The following is a 22,893-nucleotide window of genomic DNA, read 5'->3' on the forward strand; positions in this document are numbered from 1 at the left end:
ATGGAACTCCGCATACAGGTCACCCCGCGCTTCCAACGCTCCGTGCAGTTGGAGTCTGATCTCTCGCGCGCCGATGCCTTGGATGGCTACATCTGTCAGTCCAGCTCACGAAATGCGCTTGCTGTGGTTGCACACCACATCAACGAATCCCAACAGCGTGCCTTTACCTGGACAGGGCCATACGGTGGCGGCAAGTCCACTTTGGCTCTGGCCTTGGCGCAGCTGGCCGGCGGGACGCCCACGGTCCGCAAGCGTGCCAAGCAGGCCCTCAATGTCGAGGCGGATGACGAGATCTGGAAAGCCTTTGGCAGCAAGAAGCCTTGGCTGGTCGTGCCAGTGGTGGGGCGCCGTCAGGCCCTTGAAGAGGCTCTAGGTCAGGCGATCGACAAGCATGCACCTCAACGCGGTCCCAAGCGCATGCGCAACGGGCGCCGCGATGTAATCGCTGAGCTGGTCCGGCGCGCAGAGGCGGGCGAGCACGGTGGCGTAGTGGTTCTGCTCGATGAGATGGGCAAGTTGCTGGAGGCTGCGGCCGCCGCGGGAGAGGACATCTATCTACTGCAAGAGCTGGCCGAAGCCGCCAGCCGTAGCGACGGCAAGCTGGTGGTCATCGGCATCCTGCATCAGGCGTTTGATCAATACGCCTCGCGCTCAGGTCGAGCCGTCCAGAGCGAGTGGGCCAAGGTCCAAGGGCGCTTTGTGGATGTGCCGGTTGTGGCCGGTACTGATGAGGTCATCGCATTAATTGGAGGCGCCATCCGCTGCGATGAAGCCCACTCGGGCAGCCGCAGACTGAGCGAGGTGATTGCCAAGGCGATTCAACGCCGTCGGCCCGCCTCATCTGCCACGCTAGCCCAGACTCTGGATCAGTGCTGGCCACTGCATCCGGTGACAGCGGCCCTGCTCGGCCCCTGCTCACGTCGCCGCTTTGGACAGAACGAGCGCAGCGTATTCGGCTTTCTGAGTTCAGCCGAGCCACTGGGCTTCCGTGAGTTCCTGGAGGGTCACACCCGTAAGAGCCTTGGGTACTACCAGCCGGCGCGCTTTTGGGACTATCTGCGCGCGAATTTTGAGCCTGCGATCCTTGCCTCGGCTGACGGCCACCGTTGGGCAATCAGTGCCGAAGCCATAGAGCGTGTGGAAGCGCGCTTCCGTGAGCCGCATGTGTCTTTGGCCAAGACGATCGCATTGATCGAACTGTTTCGGAATGGGTCGGGACTGGCAGCCAGTAACGATGTGCTTGAGTGCTCGGTGGACGACGTCTCGCCCAAGGTTGTCAAAGCTGCACTGGAAGAACTTGCTGCGGCCAGCATCGTCATTTACCGCAAGCACAACGAAGCCTGGGCCATCTATGCGGGCAGCGATTTCGATATCGATGCTGCCGTGGACACCGCCAAGCGAGAGCGCAGCCAAAGCATTGACGAGCAGCTCAAGCAACTAGCCGTTTTGCCACCGCTGACCGCACGCAAGCACTACTCCAAGACCGGCACACTGCGTTGGTTCGAACGCTCTGTGGTGACGCCGAGCGGCGCGATGGATCCCCATGCGCCGCCGAAGAAGACGCCGACCGGACGCTTCGCGCTGCTGGTGCCGAACGAGGAGAGCACTTCTGAACAGCTGGCGCAGACGGCTCACGACCTGGCGAAGGCGGCCAAGGATCCTCTGACCTTGTTTGGTGTCCCCAAGGGTCATCATCGCTTGGCCGAATATGCCAGCGAGCTGACTGCGCTGGAACACGTAGCCGAAAGCACCCCGTCGTTAGAAAATGATGGCGTTGCCAGTCGCGAAATCCATGCACGGTTACAGCAGTTGCGTGGCGATCTCGAAGCGGCTCTGCGCGATGCCTTCGCGACGGCAACCTGGTACAGCGCGAGCAAGACCTTCCATCCAACCGCCGAAGATGGCCTCTCGCCCATTGCTAGCCGGGTGTGTGATGCGGTCTTCAAAAGTGCACCTCAGATCTCCAGTGAACTGGTCAATCGCGATGTACTCTCTTCCAACGCGGCCAAGGCCCAGCGTCTGTTGATGCACCGCATGCTTTCCCACGGTGGGCACCACGAGCTGGATTACTCGGGCTATCCGGCCGAGGCAGGCTTGTATCACACTGTTCTGGCGCCTCTCGGGCTGCATCGGACCGTGAAAAAGCGTGGCACGTTTTCTTCGCCCGAACTGTCCGACGACCTCGAGGGCGCGCGCTCTCTGGTGCCGCTGTGGCAGGCTTGGCGTGACCTGCTGCAGGGCGCCGATGGTGCGATCACCCTGGCACAGCTCTACGACCTGGCGCGGCAGATTCCCTATGGGGTCAAGCGAGGCGTGTTGCCTATCCTCGCGCTCGCGTTCCTGCTCACCCATCGCAGCGAGATCGCGCTGTATGTCGATGACATGTTCTGCCCGGATCTGACCGACTCAGACACAGACGAGTGGCTGCAGGACCCTGCGCGCATCGGTTGGAAATGGGTGCGGATGGATGCCTCGGCCAAACAGATGCTGACCCTCCTGGCCTGCCGACTGGAAGAGGCGACGCACCGTCCGGTCTCAGCCGATCCTCTCGACTCTGCACGGGCGCTGGTGTCCTGGACCCTGTCGCTTCCGCAGTGGGCACAGCGCACAGCGAAGGTCAGCGATCTGTCACGCAACACGCGCACGCTTCTCCTGCGCGCCTCAGATCCTGTCAAAACGATATTTGTGGACCTGCCTGAAGTGCTCGACACGGGCCGCGATGGCAAAGCATTGGTCGATAAGATCGGCCAAGTCGTCGAAGAGCTCAATCTGGCTTATCCGGCTGCGCTCAAGGCGTTGGAAGGCAAGTTCCTCGATAGCATCGATCATGTGGGTGCCTTGGACGTCTTGCAGCAGCGCGCACAGGCGGTGCGAGGCGTGAGTGGTGACCTTAAGCTGGAGGCCTTCGCAAGTCGGCTGACAACCTATTCCGGTAGTAATGCGGACATTGAGAGCCTGGCGGCCTTGGCCGTCAGCAAGCCAGCCCGGGAGTTTAGCGATCACGACCTCGACCAGGCAGCCGTGCAGCTCTCGCAGTGGGCCTTCGAGTTTCGCCGTATCGAGGCGCTTGCTTCGGTGCAGGGGCGTCCGGCCGGTCGCCGCGTCATGGCGGTGGTCTTTGGTGGACAGGACACAATCTCGGCGACAATCGACGTGGCCGAGTCCGATGCGTCGGTCATCCATCGGATGCGGGATGGCCTGATCGAGCACCTGCGAAGCAGTGCGGTGAAGCCAGATTTAATCCTGGCAGCCATCGTGGAGGCGGGCGCCAAAGTTCTTGAAGAGTTGCATCCACAAGGAGGCAAACGTGGCTGACCGGCATGTGCTAGGAATCTCGGGAGGCAAGGACAGCGCCGCGCTTGCGGTCTATATGCGCCTGCATCATCCCGAGCTCGACCTTCAGTACTTCTTCACCGACACCGGCAAGGAGCTTCCGGAGGTGTATGAATTCCTGGGCAGCCTCGAAGGCTTCCTTGGCAAGCCGATTCTGCGCTTGAATCCTCAACGCGACTTCGACTTCTGGCTGCGCGAGTACGGCCACTTCCTGCCCTCAGTCAACACTCGCTGGTGTACCCGTCAGCTGAAGCTGGTGCCCTTTCGCAATTGGATCAAGCCTTGGCTTGAGGCTGGCGATCGCGTGCACAGCTATGTCGCCATTCGTGCCGACGAGTCGCATCGAGAAGGGTATGACTCGGGTCATCAGAATCTGACGGTGCATCTGCCCTTCCGCGAAGCGGGCGTCGATCATGCCGGGGTCATGGATTTACTGCAGGGCGCGGGTGTAGGCTTGCCGAAGTACTACAACTGGCGTTCACGCAGTGGATGTACGTTCTGTTTCTTCCAACAGAAGATCGAGTGGGTCCGCCTCAAACAGCAACATCCGGATCGATTCGAGGAAGCCAAGCGCTACGAAAAGAGCGCCATGGAACATGGCTCGCCGTTCACTTGGAGCGACCGGGAGTCGCTGGTAGAGCTCGAGCAGCCTGAGCGTGTGGCCGCCATCGAACGCGAGCATGAGCGCCGTTTGGCGCGTACCAAGGCCAAAAAGCGGATTAATCCACTGCGACCAGAGGCTACTTCCGAGGGGCTGGACATGGAGGATATGTTCGGCGCTGGCGATTCATGCCTGGTGTGCCACAAGTAGGTGTGACCGTCATGGGCGCTCAAGCTGGAGAGCCGCTATACCTCGATTACGCCGCGTCGGCACCTCCCGCCGAGGAGGTCGTTGAGGCGATGCTTCCATGGCTGCGTGGTCAACACGCCAATCCTCACGCCGAGCATTGGCATGGGGCACGGGCATCGCGCGCCATCGACGATGCTCGCGAAGCGATCGCCACGCTATTGGGGGGAGACCCAGAGGGAGTGATTTTTACTTCCGGTGCGACTGAGGCGAATAACCTGGCGTTGAAGGGCTTGGTTGGCCCGAACCGCTCGCGCATCTGGCTGAGCAAGATCGAGCACAAGTCACTTTTGGAACCAGCCCGCGCCCTCGCCGATCAAGGCGTCGTTGTGACCACGCTCAACGTGGATGCCCTAGGCAGGATGGACGCCTCGGGACTTGAGGCACAGCTGGAAGAGTTGGATGCCGCGCCTGGGCTTATCGCGGTAGGGCATGGAAATAACGAGATTGGTACTGTTCAGGACGTCGCGGCGCTAGCCAGGGTCGCGCATGAGCACGGCCACTTGCTGCACGTCGATGCCTCTCAAACGGCGGGTCATTGGCCCTTGTCCGCCCTCGAAGACGAGCTCGATCTGGTGTGCCTGTCTAGTCATAAGATGTACGGTCCGGCCGGCATTGGCGCGCTCTATGTCGATCCCAGTGTGATGCAGGAGCTGCGACCGATGATGCATGGGGGTGGACAGCAGCAGGGCGCCCGGTCTGGAACGGTCGCGCCGTTCCTGGCGGTGGGCTTCGGCGCTGCGGCACGCCTTGCCGCCCTTTCCGCAGCAGAGCATCGGTTGCACCTGCAGTCAATGGCCGCCGCTTTCCTCGCGCAGTTAGATGCCTGGGGGCTTGCTTATTCTGTCCTAGGTGACCCGGTCAACCGCATTCCCGGTCACCTGAGCCTGCACATCCCCGGCTTCGCGGCTGACGATGTGCTCGGTCGCCTTTTGCCGCATGTCTCGGCATCCAGTGGCGCGGCCTGCGCATCTGGGGAGCTACGCGCATCCCACGTGCTTAGGGCGCTCGGATTGAACGAAAGCCATGCCAGCCAGGTGATTCGCTTCAGTTTCGGCCGCTCCAGTAGCCTGGAAGAAGCCAGCGAGGCAGCCGCGCGCTTGCTTGATGTGATCCAACGGATCCATGCTTTGTAGCGTCCGGAAGCTGAGTCGGGCCGCCAGCCACGCGGCGCAACGTCATTTTGAGAGGACGCTCCGGGCGCAATGGTGCTCTGAGCCATCATGGAGAGGAGATCAGGTGTATGGCGAGACCGAATAAGAAACCTAAGGCGAAACCGGCCCGTGCTAGTCGGCCATCTACGCTGAAAGGATCCGGCTTCCGGGTTGCGGCGCGGACACTTCTGCACCTCGGTCGAGAGCTGATCACCTCCGATGAAATCGCGATCAACGAGTTGCTGAAGAACTCGTTCGATGCGGGGTCGCCTACAGTTACGGTGCGTTTGGTGTGCCCTGTGCCAAGTACGCTCTTGCACAAGATCGCCACACAGCTGAAAAAGAGTAGCAATCCGGTTGCGCAGCAACTGGAAGCAATCATTGAACAGCTCAAGGCTGCAGCGACCAAAAGGCAGAAAGGCTCAGTAACAGCTGAGTACTTTGAGGCCACTCTTTCTCGCCTGCGCCGCTCCAAAACAGTCGACGAAGCGGTAAAGATCATCGAGGAAGTCAACTTCGTCGAAGTGGTTGATACCGGCTGTGGCATTTCCGAAAGTAATCTTTTGCCCGTGTTTCTGACGGTGGGTACGGACTTTAAGGTCGGCTCTCAGCCGCCCGCCAATGTTGAGGAATACCTCGGGAATAAGGGTATCGGTCGCCTGGCAATGATGCGCGTGGGGGAGCGTGCCTACGTGGAGACTTGGGTTGCTAATGCTACCCGTGTGTCGTCTGTAGAGTTCGACTGGCGCCTGTTCAATAACGCCTCCCTGCAGATTTCTGATGTGCCAGTAGATGTTCGAAGGACTACTCGGAAGACGGATATCCCGAGTGGAACGATCGTAAGGATATTTGCGCTGCGCAGCGATTGGGCTGCTGAAAGTGATCAGATCAAGGATCTGCAGTCTTTTATCCGACGCCTGCGCAGCCCATTCTCTAAGTCGCGCCGCTTTCGAATCAGTGTAAGCCTCAATGATCTGCCTCCGATCGCTTTTCCGCCCTTGCCAGAAGAGGTCAGGAGCCTCGCCGATCAGTATCTGCTCCTGGAGTTCTATCCCCAGACAGCCAAGCAGCCTAAGGACGAGGTGCTGACCGTCACGCTCAAGGTGGCCCCCGAGGACGAGTCTGCGGACGTGCAAACGCGCAGCGCGGGGATCGTAAGCGGAAGTCTGGTCGAGGGCGGGGCAGTAAGCTTGGATGATCTCAAGTCCATTGGCCCCTTCAAGCTGCACATCATGCGATTCAATCGCAGATCCGTGCGGGAAAAGACCAAGGAGTGGAACTCGATCATCCGTCCGGAGCTGGACATCTGGTCCGGCGGCATAGCGATCTATCGTGATGGCTTCCGCGTAGGATTTACGGGCTCGGAGCGTGATGGTGATTGGCTGGGACTGGACCACAAAGCATTGCGTGGTAGCGGTTACATTGTCAATCGCATCCAGGTCGTGGGTGCGCTGGAAATTACGCACAAGGGCAATCCACAACTCGTCGATCTTACAAACCGGGAAGGTCTGGTGACGACGCCAGAAGCCGAGCTTCTCAAGCTATTGCTGCTCAAGTACGCGATCGGCCCCCTTCGTTCCCTGGTTGAGGCAAACGACGAAGCGCTTAAGCGGCAGGAGCTTGAGAGCCTTGTCAATGATGGGACTTCAACCCTCAATGACCGGCTAACGCTGGCCAAGCAGGAGGTGGCGTCACTGAAGTCAGAGATTCCTAAGAGCCTGCGGCCAACTGTCAATTCGCTAGACGAGCATCTGCACTTCATAAGCACCCAGGTGAAAAAGTTCGAGACAGCCATCGAGAAGGCTACAGAGGGGCGTGAAGACATTCTGGAGTTGGCGGGCATCGGCAACGTTATGCATGGCGTCATGCATGAACTGACGCGCACTACAGCTCAGACGCGAAGGCTGATGCTAGACCTGGCTCAGGACGCGGATGAAGACACGCAAAATCTTTTGAATAAGCTGGAAGAGGAAATTCGGGCGATCAACACCCGACTGCGGCAGTTTGATCCGTTGATGCCCGGCGCGCGACACACTAAGCGTGATATCGAAGTGGTCAAGCTCACGCAGACTATTCTCAAAGGCTATGCTTCGCGCTTCGCCAGGCATGGCATCGATTACGAGGTGACTGTCATGCCGAAAGACGCGGTGGCGAAGGTGCGGATGGTGCCGGGCTTCCTCAGCTTAGCGTTGGAGAACCTAATCAGTAATTCGGTGTACTGGTTAGGACAGCGGAAAGACACCATAGAACGTGGCCTTATAGAAATTGAAATAGACGCGAAGTCAAATACGATTACCGTCACAGACAACGGTCCTGGCATCTTCTCTTCCGATCGGGATCGTGTCTTTAATCCTGGATTCTCTTTACGCGCCAAAGGGAAGGGCTACGGCCTCTACCTGGCGCGAGAGGTGGCGGAATATCACGGAGGAAGCCTATATTTAGCTCCGACGGCTGGCGAAGATGGTCAGCTACGTACGTTCATATTGGAACTGCCTAGGACAGAAAAATGAGCTTGGAAGCGAACTTCATGAGCGCCGGGATTGGGCGAGTGCTTATCGTGGACGATGATTTGTCCCGCACGGTGGATATGGCAAGTCTCGACAAGCATGGAAAGGGGGTAGCAATCTCACAGGTGCTTGCCGACGAGAATCACGACTACACGTTTGCGCTTGACGAAGAGCTTGAACGGATGGCGTTACCGCATGGAAGTGCTGATGACCGCCTCAAGGCTCTTAAGGCTCCTGCCGTTCGGGCAGTGGCCCACGAAGTTCTTCGCGGCGCCTACGAGCGTGCGATGACAGACCGGGAAGCACTGCGAGCTCCGTTAGAAATGATCAAAAGCTGGCTCACCGTCCACGGAGTCGAACTAGATGAGTGGTCGGAGGCCAGAGATCTTCCCGAGGCGGATCGCTACGATTTGCTAGTGGTCGACTACTTTCTAATGGATAACGACCCGCAAGCTACCTACAAGCTCATCCGAGATTTCAAGCGGGCGCACGCCAACAGGGAACACCCACTCCTTGTCGTTCTCATGTCATCAGACATCAATGCCATTCGGGGGCATTTTGAGGACATCCGGGACGAGTGTGAAATATCTGCGTCTCGATTTCGGATTCTGGCGAAACCTGTCATCGCCAATCCCGACTCGGATGAGAATGTAAAGGAGAAGTGGCTGAGGGCGTTGCAGCAGCTTGCCACCGAGCGGCCCTTGGTCATGCCGATCGAACGTTTTGTTGAGGCTTGGAAGACGAGCTTAAACAAAGCTGCCGAGCAGATGGTTCGTCGCCTTTATGACCTCGACGCTAGCGCTTTCGCATTGCTTTCGGCCACCGCCAGCCAAGATTCGATGAAATTGGAAGAGTATCTGGCAGATGTGCTCTCGCGACGTGTCAGTGCGGAAGCCGAGGAGCATGGATTTCCTTTCGACGAAATTGATGCTCTCAGGGAGGCACTGAACGGCGCGCAATCAACCATTGGGCCCACGATCGACCAGGGCGTAGAAGTGCGGCATGCGCAACGAGCGATCAGGAGCCTCATGAGCGATGTCGCTTGGCACCGCCGGCCCTGGTGGGAACCTACGGCTGGTCCGCCCGGGCCGGCGGTCACACCACCAGCGGACCCTGCGGTGGCGCCCGCAGACGTCGCATCCGAGGCACACCAGAAGTTGCAGGCTGACGTGCAGGCCGATATTGCCCAGGAAGTAACTGCGGCAAATGCAGGTGACCTAGAAGAAGCTGTGGCTCCAGCTATCGTACCCAAAATGCCGCATCCAGCGCACACCGAAGATCGTCTGATCTGGATGAAGCGGCACCTCAGGTTCGGCACGATTCTGCGAGAGAAGGAAGGTGCCAGACGCTACTTCGTCAATTTGACTCAGGCATGCGATGTCCAGTCAGAAAAGCTGAGCGGCGTCGCTGACGTGCACTACTTACTGATCCAGGGCAATAGATTTCCGGTGGATCGCGTGGCAGTGGGCGAAAAACTTTTCGACTCTCCCTACTACTGCGATGACCTCGATTCAGACGACTTCTTTGCGCTTCAGTGGCGCTTACGGCAACCATTCACCCCTGCGATGGCGACGCTGCTGGAAACACTTGAAGATTACAACTGGGTAGGCCAGCTTCGTAGCGATACAGCCTACGCGGTTTTGTCAAAGTATGTCTCTCAGGCTTCGCGTGTGGCCCAGATCCGTATGCCTAAGGTCTACCGCTACTCCGCGTCGGTCTACCACAAGCAAGCCATAGGCTGGGTCCAAAAGAATGTCAATAAACTGATTGAGGTGAGCGCGTGGCAGACAGAAAAAAAGCTGTGGAGAATCCAGTTTCCGGTCGCCGATGCTCGAGCCCTACTGCCGCTTCTGAGCGGAGTCGCAGATGCTAAAAAAGCTGAATTCGTTAGCGAGCTCGTCTCTGGTATGGAATTGAGTCAAGGAGCGCCTTTTTCTTCGAAGGCGATCAAGAACACGGGCGCCCTGCTGACTCGCATGGATGCGAGCGCTGAGTTTGATGGTGCTGCATTGGTAGCTGAGATCAATAAGGCTGGAATGGGAAGCAAGCTGCCCGTAGGGGCCACTCTGATTCTTACCCGCGCATTCGTGTAGGTTGGCAGGCCACAAGAGCATTTCGACTTGTTGGCAGGCTCCTCCGCGACCGGCTTCCATGCGAATTCTGGTCAATCTCGATGTGCTTACGCTCATCACCCACGGCGATGAAGATCAGATCTTTCCCGCCCAGGGTCTGTGGTGATGATCCAGGGCTCGAGGCTGGCGGCCCTGGACTGCGGAGGGTGTCGTCAGCATCTGTGCCGCGTACCAAGCTAGCGCTAGCGCACAAGGTGGATTCAGCGTTCTGATCGCACGCTGAGGCGGCCGACCCGTCGCCTGACGGCGGTGTCGGCGCCAATTTTGCGCCGCTCGCAGCACCGCAATGGCTAGGCTTCGCACGGTTACCTGAAGGTGCTTCCGCTATTCAGCAGTGGCGGGTCGCCTCGGTACTATGAGAGTTGCATCCTCTTTGCCTAGTTGCACTGACTTTGCCAATTCACACACGTGAATTCGCTGCGTGGGGCGTGCCTAGTGCAAGGGATATTGGTCGCGGTTGCGATCGCTCAATGCTGGCCATCCACGTGCGTGACCGAGGCCCATCCCAAGGCGTTCCTGCGCGTATGGCCGGAGGCGGATGCTTTCGTATCGAAACATCCTTTCAGGACAGACCATGAGCGCGACGCAGCGCTTGGCGCCTACGCCGCGAAGGCGTACCACGAGCAGTCGCCTGGGTGGGGCAACTGGATCGCCCGGGAGAACAACGTATTCCTGCCTAGCGGTAGACCGGTCGCATACTGGTTTCCGGAGTGTCCCGAAGGTTAGCGCTTTGGTGCGTGTCATGACGCGTGGAGGCGGCCGAGCCTCGGCTTCTGGCCGAATGTGGACTGTCGCCCTCCAGAGCGAATAGCCTGACCTAGGCGCCCGCCCTGCTTGCACACGAGCGAAAACAGGCCTGATCCCTAGATAGATTCGACTTCTGGCCCGGCCGCCGGGGATTTAAACGTGTGTGCCTGACCCGGATCGGCTTGGCCATCGAGGGCGAATCATGACCATTAAAGAACAGGCTTACCGTGCGCACGCGTTCTTCCAGGCACGTTGCGTCACGTCACTCAAGCGCAGCCACGTTCACGAGCTGCTCGCCGCTGCGGTGGGCTACCACACCCACGCCGGGTTCCAGCACGACGCGACCTGGTGCGGCGTGCCGTTTCGCGTCACCGGTATCCATCCCGACCCAGATGCCATCCGGTCCCGTTGCCTAGAGCTTGGCCTTCCTGCGGACGAGGCTGAGCGAGTCGTTGAGGGGTTGCCGATTTTTCTGCACGACGCTGGTCACGCCCCGATACGGTTCAATGCGCTGATCGCGGCGGTCGAAGGTGACGACGAGGACTCCGACTGGCATCAGTGGGTATGGACACACGTTATCGAGCCTGCGAACGGCGCCCTGGACTTCTATTTCGAGCACCAGCGATTGCTACTGGAAGGCTTAGAGGCGGCGGCCCAGCGCGGGGCGCCGGCCGCGCACTTGGCGATCGCGAAGCTGCTCGAGTCCGACGCGGTGGGGTTTGGCGACGAAGACGAACGAGTGAGAAGGCAAGTAAAGCGCGAGGGCACGTGGACGAGCCCGTTTGTGAGCTTCGTAGACGTTGAGGCCCAAGGACTACGCGCGGAAGAAAAGCACCGCCACCACCTGCTCGCCGCGGCCCGAGGCGGAGACATTCGGGCGCTCATGGAAACGGCCGAACGCTACGGCGACCCAGCAATTCTCGAGCGCCGTCCGTCCGCCGAAATGGACCCGATGAGCATGGTCGATATCGCAAGCGAGTACGGAGATCGAGAGACAGCGCGCTATTGGCTAACGGCCGCTGCGCAGGAAGGCGACATCGGCGCAATGCGCGAGCTGATCCTCGACCATGAAGAACCAGACGAGCGGGCGTGGGTTTGGATGCACCTGTCCCGCCTGCTGGAGCACGACCTGAGTAAAGACAGGTACGAGGCTATCTATGAGGATGGCTCGCCTTATGACGATGACGTCGGAGGACCGGCCTACGTCGGCGGCGATGAGGGCATCGACTTAACGCCGCTCTCGAACAACGCTGATGCCATTGCGCGCCAGACGGCCGAGCAGCTCTTCGCTCAGATCAACGCCGAACCTGATCGCATGTGACGGCGACTCTGGTTCGCCGCTAGGGGTGCCGGTGGACATCGGCGCCCCGCTGGCCACTCTACTTTGCGATTCTTGGTGATTGGCGGCCCGAAGTAGTGGCTGCCGCGCTAAAACCTTCCCAGTCCCGGCGAACAAGTTGGGCGGGGGACTTGCTTGAGTGGTTCTTTTTTTTCTGCAAAATTGAGCACGCATCCCAGTGCCGCCTTCTCGGACGTTCAGAGTCGTCCAAAGAAGTCCAGCAGCATTAGATGGAAAAGTGAGTCAAAGTGTGAGTCTTGATTGTAGATCAATCTAGAAAAATATATAGGTTTCAACTACTTATTTTTCTAATTCGGTTGTTGGTGGGCCACCATAAAATCAAGCGCTTAGCTCCTGCCCGGCGCCTCAAGCTGAGGTTGCCGGGAAAATTACCGGGAAAATTAGCTGCGCTTTGGAGGCTTCACTACCGGCAGCGCGTGGTCATAGCGGCCGGTCATTTCTGGTGTCACGTGCCCTGCGGCGTCTTGTTTGTCGCCCCGGTTACCCACTGTGTCGGTAATGCCGCGATGCTTAAGGCCGTGCAGCGAAAAGCGCTCCTGCTTCGAAATGATTTCTTCTTTCAGTGCCAGCTTGATGAATCGCTGCCAGGCGCTATCCAGTGATGACTTAGCCATCGGATTACCGGTCTGTTCAACGAGTAGGCGTCGATCCTCAGCCTTGATTGGGACTGCAAAATTCCGACCTTTTTTAGTCCAGATGGCGGTCCGTCGTGCTACGAGAAGATCCCACGCCTCGATCATTTCTGGATCCCATTCGGTGAGGGTGTCGCGTGATCCCTTGCGCCGTTGAGCATGGATGCCTGCAGGTTGCTTATGTGTGTCGTTGAGTGTGCACACCTCGATGCCGCGTAGGCGTGCGCTATACGCCAGCACCATGACCGGTGCTAGGTAGCTCGGGCAGCTGCCTTTCGTATGCGGCGTGAGGGAGCCACGCTCTCGAGCGAAGGCCAGTACCTTGTCGAACGCGGCCGGCGTTGGCATCCGGTGTCTCTTTGCTTCGCGTGCTTGCCTCACGCCGATTGCTGGATTGGATCTGCATAGGCCGGCACGCACGCCCCAGGCGAGTGTGCGACGTAGATAGCGATGAAGGTGGTTTGCTTTACTGGGCGTCGCTGGAAGTGCGGGTTGGTAACGATTGGCCGGTCGCCCCATTGCGAAGACTTCCACGAGCCGCTGGACTACAGGCGTGGTGATCCGGTCAATCTGCACTGAACCCAACTTCGACCCATCTTTGCGGAGATAGTTGGCAATGGAGTCGGCATAACGCCGATAGTCATCCTGCGTGTCGATCGCCAGTTCTTTGAACTCCAACGACTCGTGAAAGCGATCGAAGAGATAGCGCAACGTGCCGCGCGTGCCCTTGCCCGCACGTTCCTCAACGATTCCATGCAATTCCGATAGACGAGCTCCAGCGTAAGCCACGGTTTGCTTTCGTGTGGCCCCGCCTTCTGGATGCGGTTCGACGACGTACCATCGACCATCTTCCCAGTACAGGCCGCGCGGGAGCGCGGCCTGGTCAATATGGGCTGGTATGAGCGGATTAAATTTTCGCTTGCGGCCTCTTGCCATTACATCAGCTCCTGTTCCGTATCCATCTCGATATTGTTGTCTTGCTGCAAGCCCAGTGCGGCGTTGAGCGCATCTAGCGTTGTCCAGATTCCCCCTCGACCGTCATACCTGTAACGGATGCCCTGATCGTTGGCCCAGCGCACCACGGTCGCTGCGCGCGGGGAGGGGCCAATTGGTGCGCATAGACGCCGCAGATCCTCGAACGTAAGCACCGCACTGCTCATGCACCTTGCTCCTTGATCCACTCCCGCCTGTGCGGCCATTGCTCGCGCATTTCCTTGACGAGCAAGTCAGCAGCGGCGTAGCCGCGCTGAGCGGCAATGCGGAGCCGCAGCTCTAGCACCTTGGCTGCATCCGTGTAGCCCTGCCGTAGCCAGTGACGCGCCTCGCACGCCCTGCGAAACCCTTCCATGTTGGCGCCCTCGATCATCGCTGGCGCGCCCCAGTGAAGCGCAGACCGAGCTGCACGACGTTTGGGGCGCAGTGCCTTGGTTGGCGTGGTGCGCGGATCCGATGCGCTCGGCGCCATTCGGTCATGGCCAACTCGAAGCTGGGGTGCTTCTGCGTCCGCCCACACACGCACTCGATGAAGTGCCCGCCGCCCGCCTCAGGTCGGCGGGCATCGAGCATGTGGCGAGCGACGTGGCCGCTTTTGCAGGGCGGCAGAGGTGTGTCGTGGTCGACCTGGCGTTGCGTCACTGCACCTCCGAGCGCAGCACGCGCTCGGCCTCTCGAAGATGTTGCGCAGTGTCCGAATCGATTCGGTCCAGCGCCTGGGCGATGGTGTAGTCCATCTCGGCCAGCCAATCAGCACGGTTCAGCACCAGAGCGGCAGTGAGCGCTTCGCCAGTGGACAAAGGGCCAGGCCCTCCCATACGGACGGCGGCGCGCGCAATCTCGATTGTGCGCTGCAGGTTCATGGTTGCGTCCTCCATGCGGAGCCCAACTGCCTGCGGGCTTCTTCGATACGAAGGACACGAAGACCCCAGCGCACCGACCATGTCTGTGCCTGTTGTTGATCGCAGGTCAGCATCAGCTGCCCCACGGGCTCCAGGCGATCGGCACGGAAGGTGTGCAGGATGTCTTCCAGCTCGATGACTTCCTCAAGGTCCAGCGCGTGGCAAAGAGCATCGGCATTGAGCGATTTTCCCGTGCCTTGCGGGCCAAGAAAGATGACGGACTTAGCCATGGAAGGCCTCCCTGCGTACTGCCATACGGGCGCGGCCACGGCGACGCTGTGGCACCTGGCCAACAGCCAGTCCCGTCCGAGTGAGACGTGGGCGGCGAGTCGCCCATAGCCGGTAGACCAGTGCGCCGCCGAGCGCCGGCGTAAGCACCATCGCGAGCGCGAGCAGCTCAGCCATTGGCCACCTCGCATGCAGCCTGTGCCACCGCGGCGGCGGCGGCCGCAGTCGGGCGGCGCGGCAGCATGTTGGCCAGGTCGAAGGGAAAGTCCAGGCCGTCCATGAACTCGGCCAGCTCCGTGCTGATCGAGTCCTCGGCAGCCGTCCACAGGCGAGGTCCTTCGATGAGTTTCCAGCCGCCGCCCGAGCCGCGTCGCCGCTCCCAAGACTGATGGGCCTCGCGCAGTGCCCCCATATTCAGCGCGGCAGTGACCACCACCGAACCATGCGTGACATGCAGGGTGATGGTGGCCGAGCAATCGCCCACGGCGCGATCGTAGGCCACGATGGCCGGCGTGCTAGCCTCCGCGTCGGGTCCGGTGCCCAAAGCCAGCAGGCGTGCTGCTGTGGCTGGACATGTTCCAGTTTGCTGTTGCATATCGACTCTCCTGAGTTGCGTTGGTGGAGGGCCTTGGGGCGGTGTTCCAGCACCGCCCGCCGGGCCCGCTGAAACGGTTAGATCAAATCGGTGGGGCGGTCGTGGTCTGCCTCCTGCTCGGGATGGATGCGCTGGGCGTGCAGCACCACATCGAGCAGCGTTTCGCGCACGTAGTCCGCAACTGCAGCGGTGCTATCAGCGGTAATTCCGGCCTGGCTCGTTATGTCGTTGCTGAGTGCGGCGAGGAGTGCCACCGCGTAGTGCGCGCGCCAGAGGCTGTCGTGCTCGGCTTCGCTGATCGTGTAGTCGGCCTCGCCGACCGTGAACTGGGGCATGTCGGCACGGTCCATCACAGTACCTCCGGCGCAGGCATGCGCCCGATGACCCATTCCTGCAGCGCGACGGCCTCGGCTTCCGGCATCAGCACGTGCAACGTGCCGATGACCAGGCCGGTGCCGTCATCGGCGAGGAACACGGCGGAAGGTTTTTCGATTGCGCTGCAGGCAAACATCACCGGTGCGCGGTCGTGCAGGCCATCTGCATACAGCTCGGCGAGCACGTCCTGGCTGCGTATCTGCAGGCTCAGGTACACGCCAGGGGCGACGCGTTGGGTCTTGATCATGGCGCGGCGGCTCACTGGCGCACCTCGGCCTGGTCGGCATTGATTGTTGCAATGGCCGCGGTAACGTCGGCCAGGGTCAGCGCTTCAGGCGCCTTGCCGCCGGCCTGCAGCTTCGCCTGCAGGGCGAGCCAGGCGGTGTGATTCCAGTCGAGGGTGTTGGCGATCAGGCCGAAATAGTGGGCGATCTGGCGCGCGGCAGCGGCCGGCGCTTCTTGAGCGTCGTAGGACATGCGGAACTCCGTTTGTAGTTTGGAGTCCGCCGCCCCGACGCCAATCGGGGTGGCGGACGGTGCGGGTTGGCGTACCGGACAAACGGAACCGGCGGGCCTTGCGGCCCCCACGCACCGCCCGCCATAGAACTGGCAGGCACGCACCCGAGCGAATGCCGGGCGAGAAAAAAGCGCCGGGCATCGGTCGATGGGCGCTGTTGCGCCGTTTGAAGTCGGGACGCCAATCCCGGTCGCCGAATGTGCGGCGACGCAGTAATAGTTGCTCCGTCCTTGGGGCGCTGTCAACGAAAAAATCCCAAAATTTCCAACATGGGCTAGAGCATTCATTTCGCAAACACCCAGCACTTAACGGTGGTGCCCACGCCGGTCAGTTCGTCCTTGAGGATCGCGCTGTTGACTGCCACGTTGGCGCCGATGAACTTGTGCCGACGCGAGTCGCTCAGCAGCGCCCGCAGTACCTTCAGATCCGGCACGCCCTGGCTGAACTGCGCCGCGCGTGCGGCGAAGTGGTTGAGGTTGATGGCGATGCGCTGCGCGTCGCGGCTGTGGTTGACCACGGCTTTGCCGTGGCCCGTGGCTTCGAGGTACTCGTAGACCTCCCAGAACTCGTTCACCAGCGCGTGGTCGGCGCTGATCGCCTTCTGGCGCTCCAGGGCCATGTCCAACAGCGCAAGGCGCGTTTTCTCGACCATGTCGTCGGGGATGGTGAGGACCAGGCGCAGGCAGTCAAACAGCGCCAGCATCTGCGCGTGGTTCTTGATGACGCGCTCCAGGCGCAGTTCTGGCTGAGCGCGCAGCTTGCCCTCGAACATCTTCACCCGTTCGGCGAACAGGTCCAGGATGGCGCGCTCCTGACGCACCGTGCGCACCAGAAAGTGACTCAGCTCTTCGACCTGCAGTGCGTTGAGGTTGTCGGCGGCGATGCGGCTTTCCGTGGTGACGTTGGGCCGCTTGAAGTGCAGCTTGACGATACGTGTCAGGATCGCCTCGGAGGCGTCCACCGCAGCGTTCTGGCTGATGACAATCGTGCCGCGGAACGGAGGCTCGTAGGTTTCGTTGCCACCGTTGCGCACGCCGCGCGTCGTCAGAGTGCCGCCGCCGAAAAAGTCCTTGAGCTCGTCCCACTCGAACGTCTTGGCGTGCGCCTTGTCTGGCTCACTGCGGTCGGCTTCGAGCAGCACCACCGGCATGCCGGACACCTGGCCCATGGCGCGCGCACGGCCGGCCTTGGACGACTTCGCCGGATCGAAGCCTTCGTAGTCCGACCTCGCCAGCAGCTTCCAGAGGAAGGTCAGCAGCGTGGTCTTGCCCGCGCCCGCTTCACCGGTCGCCTCAAGAAACGGGAAGCTCTTGTGCGCGGTGCGAATCTGCTCAGCGAACAGTGAGCCAAACCAGAACGTCAGCGCCACCATGCCGTGCGTGCCGAAGCACAGCCATAGCCAGGGCAGCCAGTCGGTACGGAACGCCTCGGCATCACGCTGGATGTCCAGCCGGATCGACTTCTGCGTGGTCTTGAGCCGCAGCTTGTCGAACTCGAAGTAGTCCTCTTCGTTTGCCACCACCAGCTCGCCGTCGCGCACGGCGATATCGCCCAGCAGGTAGGCGTGGTGCTCCTTGCTGTAGCCCACGAAGTCGATCGCCTCTACGGTCTTGATGGTTTCGGTCTGTTCCTCGATCAGCCGATCCAGCTGGTGGCCGCTACCGGTGAACAGCGCACCAGGTGCCAGCGAGATCAGGCGTTTTTTGAACTCGGAGGCGCTGGCGACATGGCCGCCGGTGAAGGTGCCTTTGACGCTGGGTTTGTCGTCCGGGTAGTCGACGCGGAAGTAGTACCAGCTCTCGTCGGTGACCTCGTGGCGCTGGAAGTACAGCGCCTGCGGGTAGCAGCCGGCGATACGCTGAACCGCGCAGGCGGCGCGCTTGATCTTGCGCAGATCCTCTGCCTCCAGTTCGTCATCCCCGTCTGTGTCTTGGTCGCCCAGCTTCTCGCGGCGCAGCTTCTCAAAGCGCTGCACGTCGAAATCGAACCAGAACAGGCGCGAGCCAAATTCCAGCCAGAAATCAGAGCGGCCGTCGTGCTCGAACATCAGCAGGCCCTTGTCCACGGCCGACCGGGCTGTGAGCAGGTCGCCCTGGTAGCGCGCCTCGGCGAGGTCGTTGTCCCACTGCTCGGCATCGTCGGAGGCCAGGGCGCGTAGATGCAGGTCGTTCCAGTCGGTCTTCTTGCCGTCACGCTGGACGATTTGCGCCGCGCGCGACTTGAAACCCAGCGCTGCAGCGCGCTTGATGTGACGGTGCGTGTAGCCGCGTGCGCCTGGCTCGTTGTCCAGCCCCCACACCAGGGTGGGAAGGTCGGCGGCGCGCGCCTTGGCCAGCTCGCGCAGGGAGTCCTCCGGATAGGCGTTTGACGACATCGCCGACACCGCGCAGACGCCATGCTGGAGTAGCGCGATGGCATCGAAGATGCCCTCCACGATCCATACCTCGCGCGCCGTCTGCATCGCGGTCAGGGTTGCCGGAGCAGCCCACCACACGCCCGCATAGCTCTGGCCCGGGGCGAAGCGCGCCTTCTGCTTGCCGAAGCGGTGCGGTCGATCGATCAGGCGCTCCCACCAGCCACCCTTGACCAATGGAAAGCGCACCGTCGCGGTGCCCGCGCTGATCTTGCGATCGTAGTGGCTGTCCTGGGTGTAAAGGCCTTTCAGCGGTGCCAGGTCAAAGCCACGCGAGAACTGCAGGTATGCATCGGCCGCAGCGTTGGGAGCCGCAGCCGTTGGCTGGAAGCGCTTGGACCAGTCGTCGAACAGGTCGTCGTACAGATCCTTGACGTGCAGCTCGCGCCCACACTTGGATTGGCGGCCGCATTTCACCACCCACGGCTTGAGGTGGTTGGTGTACAGCTCCTTCTTGCTGCACGACGGGCACTTGCCGCCTCGCATGTACTCGGTACCGCTACGGTGCTTGAGTCCGTAATCCCGTTCCAGCCGGGTCAGCACCTGTTGCCGCAGATCCTCTTGCATGTGCGTCCTTACGCGCCTGGCCGGCGCAGAGGCGCGGGCATGGCCGGGGTGCCGTCGAGGACGACGTAGGCGCCGCCTGCCAGGCGGTGTGCTTCGACAGCAGCGTGCAGCGCCTGCGCTTCCGCATGCTTGGCGCATGGGCGGACACGCTGCGGCGTGTGCGCAGCGCTATCGACAAAGCGCGGCTCCTGCGCGCTGTACCAACCACAAGGCGCCCTCATGCCTCCACCCCAGCGTGCGGTGTGTTGGCGTGGAACAGCACCTTGGCCGAGTCGGTCAGTGCGACATGGCGCTCATCGACACAATCAGCAGTGGCCAGTCCGTGTTGCATGAGCTGGGCGATGACAACGGCGCCGAAGCGCTCCTGCGTATCGGCAGGCGCACTCCGGCCGATGTAGCCATGCTCGGTCTGCTGCAGGCCGCCGTGGAGCAGCGCAATCTGCAGGCAAAGCTTCGCCGTGGGCGGCAGTGCCGCCCAATCAAGGGTGTTTCGCATAGGGGTGCCTCAGATGAGCGGGAAGACCGGCTCCCCGCCGGTGGTGATCAGATCCAACTGGCGCTCGCCGAGCGATTCGCGGTAGGCCTGCAAAGCCAAGGCGCGCTCAAACGCGGGTGTGGGCGGCAACTCGCTGTGTGCGGTCGGCACGCCGCTTGGACTGGCAATGCCGGTCAGCTCCGAGTGACCGGTGTAGGTGGCGCCGCACATCGGGTTTTCGCAGACGTAGGAGTCGTGTCGTAGGTACTTATGCGATAGCGAACTGGTGCGCTTGATGAGCCTGCTGCCGCAGGACTCACAACTGAAAACAACCTTCTTCCTGCCGAACATGCTCACCCCTTCGATCGCTTGGAAGTTTGGACTTTTGCGGCATAATCCGGCGGTGATTTGAGGCCAAGTGCGACCGCAGCGGTATGTGCATCGCCGTACTTGCCCTGAGAGCGCCCACGGAGCAGGTCGTCAACGACCGTGCGGCTGACACCAAGCTGCCGCGCGAATCCAGACACCGTGATGCCGTTGGACACCAACCACTGCCGGGCCTGATCAAGGGTTCGAACCTGGAACTGCTGCTGAGCTTGCACTTTGCGGGGCATCGGTGGCGGTCGTCTGCGGTTTTGGAAATTGTTGGTGTTAACACCAACTTTGTCAATATGAGGAAAAACCCGAGTGACTGTAGGGAAACGCCTGAAGGAAGAACGCAAGCGCCTGCGGCTGACGCAGCAGGAGATGGCCGATGCGTGTGGCATCTCGAAGTGGGCACAGCTGTACTTCGAGAAAGATCAGAACATGCCGGGTGGAGCCTATTTACTCGCGGCGCATGCGCGTGGCGTCGACATCATGTACGTGTTGTTGGAGCAGCGGTTGGAATTGGACCCGTCTGAGACCGCGTTGCTGGCTGCGTTCCGCGCTGCACCGCAAGGGGTACGGGCGGCAATACTGTCCAATCTTGGACCCGCCCACGTTGGCGTCATGAATGCTGCGCCCGTGGTGACGCTCAACGACGACAGTAACGTTTCTCAGCTGCTAACGACGACAGGCCCGATCGATCAGCGAAACGTACAGTTCAACGTAGGCGGTCGGAAAAAAAAGAAGTCGTGATCAACGTTCGCATAGGACAGCTGGTCCTCGGAAAAGAGAGCGTTATCGGCAGACAGCAACCGACGTTTAGTCTCTGAATTCGTAAATCGAACGCCTGTCAAAAAAAGCCGCCGGTGTGTACCGGCGGCTTGAAAGGTGTCGGCGCGTAGCTCCTTGCGATCCGTTCGCCGCCGTCCTGGTAGCGCGAGATGACCTGACATCCAGTATCAACAGTACGCACACCGTATCGTTTCGGCCATCAGACAATTCCCACATTCGAGGTCGGGAATACGCTGACGCAACGCCAACGCGATGCCGCGTAGAGTCCTGATTGCCTATCAACTACCACGCATGGAAGCCTGCATGATTCGAGCAGTTGGTGATTACTTACTGACGGCACACGCCACAACGGCCGGTGCTATGTTCATTCCTGAAATCCTGGTATCAAAAAGTGGCGGGCTGACATTGGCCCGGCACCAGTTGCCAGGGTCAGGGTATGACACCTACGCCCAGGCTGTGGCGTGCGCGCAGAGCGAACTGGGGCTGTATCGCGTGCTGAGCAATGGTTCGCTATTGGCTTGTCATTCCCAGGAAGCTGCAGCTGGATAAGCAGTTCGGCCCCTGCGCTACGTGCTCGTTTCCAATTCGAGTGCCGTGGTAAAGCCACTGGAGCCGCTCACCGTGTGGGTGGCTTTCGCGATCAGCCAGGATTGCCCATCAATTTCTGGCTTGAAGCCGCTGACCGTGATGCGTTGCTCTGGGAACAGCTCTGCACGCCCGACTGCCAGGACGTAGTCGAACTTCGCCGCGCCGCGTTTGGCCCGCTCCAGCTCCGCGTGCGCATGCTGGCGCGCGGTTGCCTCATCCGCGTATGACTCGCGCAGACGCTTGGCGTTTTCGTCCGTGCCTACGAGCACCGACTCCCGCCGTGCCTTGCCCTTGTCCATCCAGTACGCGCGCACGCCGGTGTAAGCATCACGGTCGGCGACCGAGTAACGATGCTGATCACCATCGCGCCGCGTCAGCGTGGAAGTCGGCAGCGGCTTACCGTTCGCCGTGGTGCCGGCGCCGATCGGCGCGAACAGCAGCGCGCCAGCTTTTACCGTGGCAACGGCATCAAAGCGCTGGCCCAGGCGTGTCAGCAGATTCATATCGCTCTCATTGGCCTGGTCGAGATGCGAAAGCTTGGTACTTGCTAACGCGCCGGCCACGCGCGGCGTCAGTCCGTGCTCACCCGCCAGGGCATTGAGCACTGCGCCCAAGGTGGTGTTGTGCCAGCTACGCTCACGACGCGTGCGCATGTCTGCGGTGAGGTCTGCGCTGCGCGCGCGTACAGTGATGATGTCCGGCGCACCGCTGTATTCCACTTCGTCCACGACGAACGTGCCTTTGTCGATCAGGCCGGTGGCCTTCCAGCCCAGTGCCACGGACAGGCGCACGCCACGCTTGGGCAGCGCCATCTTGCCGTCGTGGTCATGGATGCATAGGTCCAGCTGATCGGCTTCGCCGCCACGGCATTCGGTCAAGGTGAGATCGCGCAGGCGTGGTGCGATACGCTCGGTGAGGTCGACACCATCGAGCACCACGCGCCACTGCGGGATCGAGTAGCTCATGCGGCGGTCGCCTCTGGGATGTCGTCGGCGCGGCGCAAGCTGAGCTGGAATTCGATACGGCGCGGGGTTCCATCTTCAAAAAACAGCGATGCGGTCTCGTTGACTGACAGGAGCAGGTACGGCCCATAGACCACGCCGGCACCATCCACCAGCGGCAATGGCTCGCCATCTGCGGCTAGCTCGCGCAGCGTGTCCAGTGAGGCGCGCGTGCCGGTGAGTTCGGGCGCGATCAGGCCTGAGAGTTCGATGGTGTCATCGCCTGGACCCAGGAACTGGCTGGCCGCGCGCGCACCGACGCGCTCGCTGGTGGCATGGCGCCAGCTCATTTGCCGCTGCAGCTGCAGGAATGCGGCGCTGTCGAGGGCAAACACAAACGTGCCGTAGGACATCATCATTCGGGTGGAT

Annotated in this window: 24 protein-coding genes; 8 read left to right on the top strand and 16 right to left on the bottom strand. The window is 60.9% G+C overall.

Annotated elements, in window-relative coordinates:
• The 6 genes from J7396_RS00265 to J7396_RS00290 all read left to right on the top strand — a co-directional run bounded on the left by J7396_RS00265 (position 1) and on the right by J7396_RS00290 (position 12,041).
• Entirely contained in the window at positions 1-3,315 is a 3,315-nt protein-coding gene (locus J7396_RS00265; protein ID WP_209260746.1) for a hypothetical protein, read from the top strand.
• The gene (locus J7396_RS00270; RefSeq protein ID WP_209260747.1) at positions 3,308-4,144 is read left to right on the top strand and encodes a phosphoadenosine phosphosulfate reductase family protein; all 837 of its coding nucleotides are present in this window, start codon (positions 3,308-3,310) and stop codon (positions 4,142-4,144) included. Before J7396_RS00265 ends, J7396_RS00270 begins: the two co-directional genes overlap by 8 nt.
• Positions 4,145-4,155: 11 nt before the next feature.
• Positions 4,156-5,316, top strand: a complete 1,161-nt coding sequence (locus J7396_RS00275) for a cysteine desulfurase family protein (RefSeq protein WP_209260748.1) — start codon at positions 4,156-4,158, stop codon at positions 5,314-5,316.
• Between the two features lie 332 nt (positions 5,317-5,648).
• Positions 5,649-7,844: a HAMP domain-containing sensor histidine kinase gene (locus tag J7396_RS00280; RefSeq protein WP_209260749.1), complete on the top strand. Its 2,196-nt coding sequence runs from the start codon at positions 5,649-5,651 to the stop codon at positions 7,842-7,844.
• On the top strand, positions 7,841-9,934 hold the full coding sequence (locus J7396_RS00285) for a hypothetical protein (protein ID WP_209260750.1): 2,094 nt from the start codon (positions 7,841-7,843) through the stop codon (positions 9,932-9,934). Before J7396_RS00280 ends, J7396_RS00285 begins: the two co-directional genes overlap by 4 nt.
• 988 nt (positions 9,935-10,922) lie before the next feature.
• On the top strand, positions 10,923-12,041 hold the full coding sequence (locus tag J7396_RS00290; protein ID WP_209260751.1) for a hypothetical protein: 1,119 nt from the start codon (positions 10,923-10,925) through the stop codon (positions 12,039-12,041).
• Between the two features lie 419 nt (positions 12,042-12,460).
• On the opposite strand, the gene J7396_RS00295 is transcribed toward J7396_RS00290, so the two are convergent.
• The 14 genes from J7396_RS00295 to J7396_RS00355 all read right to left on the bottom strand — a co-directional run bounded on the left by J7396_RS00295 (position 12,461) and on the right by J7396_RS00355 (position 20,391).
• Positions 12,461-13,648, bottom strand: a complete 1,188-nt coding sequence (locus J7396_RS00295; RefSeq protein ID WP_209260752.1) for an integrase — start codon at positions 13,646-13,648, stop codon at positions 12,461-12,463.
• Positions 13,648-13,872, bottom strand: coding sequence for a hypothetical protein (locus J7396_RS00300; RefSeq protein WP_209260753.1), 225 nt, complete (start codon positions 13,870-13,872; stop codon positions 13,648-13,650). The genes J7396_RS00295 and J7396_RS00300 overlap by 1 nt, the downstream gene beginning before the upstream one ends.
• Positions 13,869-14,078 (bottom strand): hypothetical protein, encoded by a 210-nt coding sequence (locus tag J7396_RS00305; protein WP_209260754.1) that lies wholly within the window; start codon positions 14,076-14,078, stop codon positions 13,869-13,871. Before J7396_RS00305 ends, J7396_RS00300 begins: the two co-directional genes overlap by 4 nt.
• 265 nt (positions 14,079-14,343) lie before the next feature.
• Complete coding sequence (locus tag J7396_RS00310) at positions 14,344-14,568, bottom strand: hypothetical protein (RefSeq protein ID WP_126215523.1); 225 nt, start codon at positions 14,566-14,568, stop codon at positions 14,344-14,346.
• Complete coding sequence (locus J7396_RS00315) at positions 14,565-14,837, bottom strand: hypothetical protein (protein WP_126215522.1); 273 nt, start codon at positions 14,835-14,837, stop codon at positions 14,565-14,567. Before J7396_RS00315 ends, J7396_RS00310 begins: the two co-directional genes overlap by 4 nt.
• Positions 14,830-15,012, bottom strand: coding sequence for a hypothetical protein (locus tag J7396_RS22485; protein WP_080576148.1), 183 nt, complete (start codon positions 15,010-15,012; stop codon positions 14,830-14,832). The genes J7396_RS00315 and J7396_RS22485 overlap by 8 nt, the downstream gene beginning before the upstream one ends.
• Positions 15,005-15,430, bottom strand: a complete 426-nt coding sequence (locus J7396_RS00320) for a hypothetical protein (RefSeq protein ID WP_209260755.1) — start codon at positions 15,428-15,430, stop codon at positions 15,005-15,007. The genes J7396_RS22485 and J7396_RS00320 overlap by 8 nt, the downstream gene beginning before the upstream one ends.
• Positions 15,431-15,507: 77 nt before the next feature.
• A complete protein-coding gene (locus J7396_RS00325; protein WP_209260756.1) occupies positions 15,508-15,780 on the bottom strand; it encodes a hypothetical protein in 273 nt (90 codons plus the stop codon).
• Positions 15,780-16,067, bottom strand: a complete 288-nt coding sequence (locus tag J7396_RS00330; RefSeq protein ID WP_209260757.1) for a hypothetical protein — start codon at positions 16,065-16,067, stop codon at positions 15,780-15,782. The genes J7396_RS00325 and J7396_RS00330 overlap by 1 nt, the downstream gene beginning before the upstream one ends.
• Positions 16,064-16,282 (bottom strand): hypothetical protein, encoded by a 219-nt coding sequence (locus tag J7396_RS00335; RefSeq protein WP_209260758.1) that lies wholly within the window; start codon positions 16,280-16,282, stop codon positions 16,064-16,066. The genes J7396_RS00330 and J7396_RS00335 overlap by 4 nt, the downstream gene beginning before the upstream one ends.
• A 323-nt stretch (positions 16,283-16,605) precedes the next feature.
• The gene (locus J7396_RS00340) at positions 16,606-19,302 is read right to left on the bottom strand and encodes a toprim domain-containing protein (protein ID WP_209260759.1); all 2,697 of its coding nucleotides are present in this window, start codon (positions 19,300-19,302) and stop codon (positions 16,606-16,608) included.
• 217 nt (positions 19,303-19,519) lie between these two features.
• Positions 19,520-19,798 carry a hypothetical protein gene (locus tag J7396_RS00345; RefSeq protein WP_209260760.1) on the bottom strand — a complete coding sequence of 93 codons (279 nt, stop codon included), beginning with the start codon at positions 19,796-19,798 and terminating at the stop codon, positions 19,520-19,522.
• 9 nt (positions 19,799-19,807) lie between these two features.
• Complete coding sequence (locus tag J7396_RS00350) at positions 19,808-20,128, bottom strand: ogr/Delta-like zinc finger family protein (RefSeq protein WP_025982179.1); 321 nt, start codon at positions 20,126-20,128, stop codon at positions 19,808-19,810.
• Between the two features lie 2 nt (positions 20,129-20,130).
• Positions 20,131-20,391: a hypothetical protein gene (locus J7396_RS00355; RefSeq protein ID WP_017167604.1), complete on the bottom strand. Its 261-nt coding sequence runs from the start codon at positions 20,389-20,391 to the stop codon at positions 20,131-20,133.
• Positions 20,392-20,464: 73 nt separating this feature from the next.
• On the opposite strand from J7396_RS00355, the gene J7396_RS00360 reads away from it, so the two are divergent.
• Together J7396_RS00360 and J7396_RS00365 are read left to right on the top strand one after the other, a co-directional pair.
• Entirely contained in the window at positions 20,465-20,896 is a 432-nt protein-coding gene (locus J7396_RS00360; RefSeq protein ID WP_209260761.1) for an XRE family transcriptional regulator, read from the top strand.
• A gap of 342 nt (positions 20,897-21,238) precedes the next feature.
• Positions 21,239-21,484: a hypothetical protein gene (locus J7396_RS00365; protein ID WP_238532726.1), complete on the top strand. Its 246-nt coding sequence runs from the start codon at positions 21,239-21,241 to the stop codon at positions 21,482-21,484.
• A 17-nt stretch (positions 21,485-21,501) separates the two neighbouring features.
• Here J7396_RS00365 and J7396_RS00370 read toward each other — a convergent pair whose 3' ends face one another.
• Both J7396_RS00370 and J7396_RS00375 read right to left on the bottom strand, forming a co-directional pair.
• Positions 21,502-22,488: a phage late control D family protein gene (locus J7396_RS00370; RefSeq protein ID WP_209260762.1), complete on the bottom strand. Its 987-nt coding sequence runs from the start codon at positions 22,486-22,488 to the stop codon at positions 21,502-21,504.
• Positions 22,485-22,883 (bottom strand): phage tail protein, encoded by a 399-nt coding sequence (locus tag J7396_RS00375; protein WP_017167607.1) that lies wholly within the window; start codon positions 22,881-22,883, stop codon positions 22,485-22,487. Before J7396_RS00375 ends, J7396_RS00370 begins: the two co-directional genes overlap by 4 nt.
• Between the last annotated feature and the right edge of the window lie 10 nt (positions 22,884-22,893).

Source organism: Xanthomonas sp. A1809, assembly GCF_017746015.1.
Lineage (GTDB): Bacteria > Pseudomonadota > Gammaproteobacteria > Xanthomonadales > Xanthomonadaceae > Xanthomonas > Xanthomonas euvesicatoria.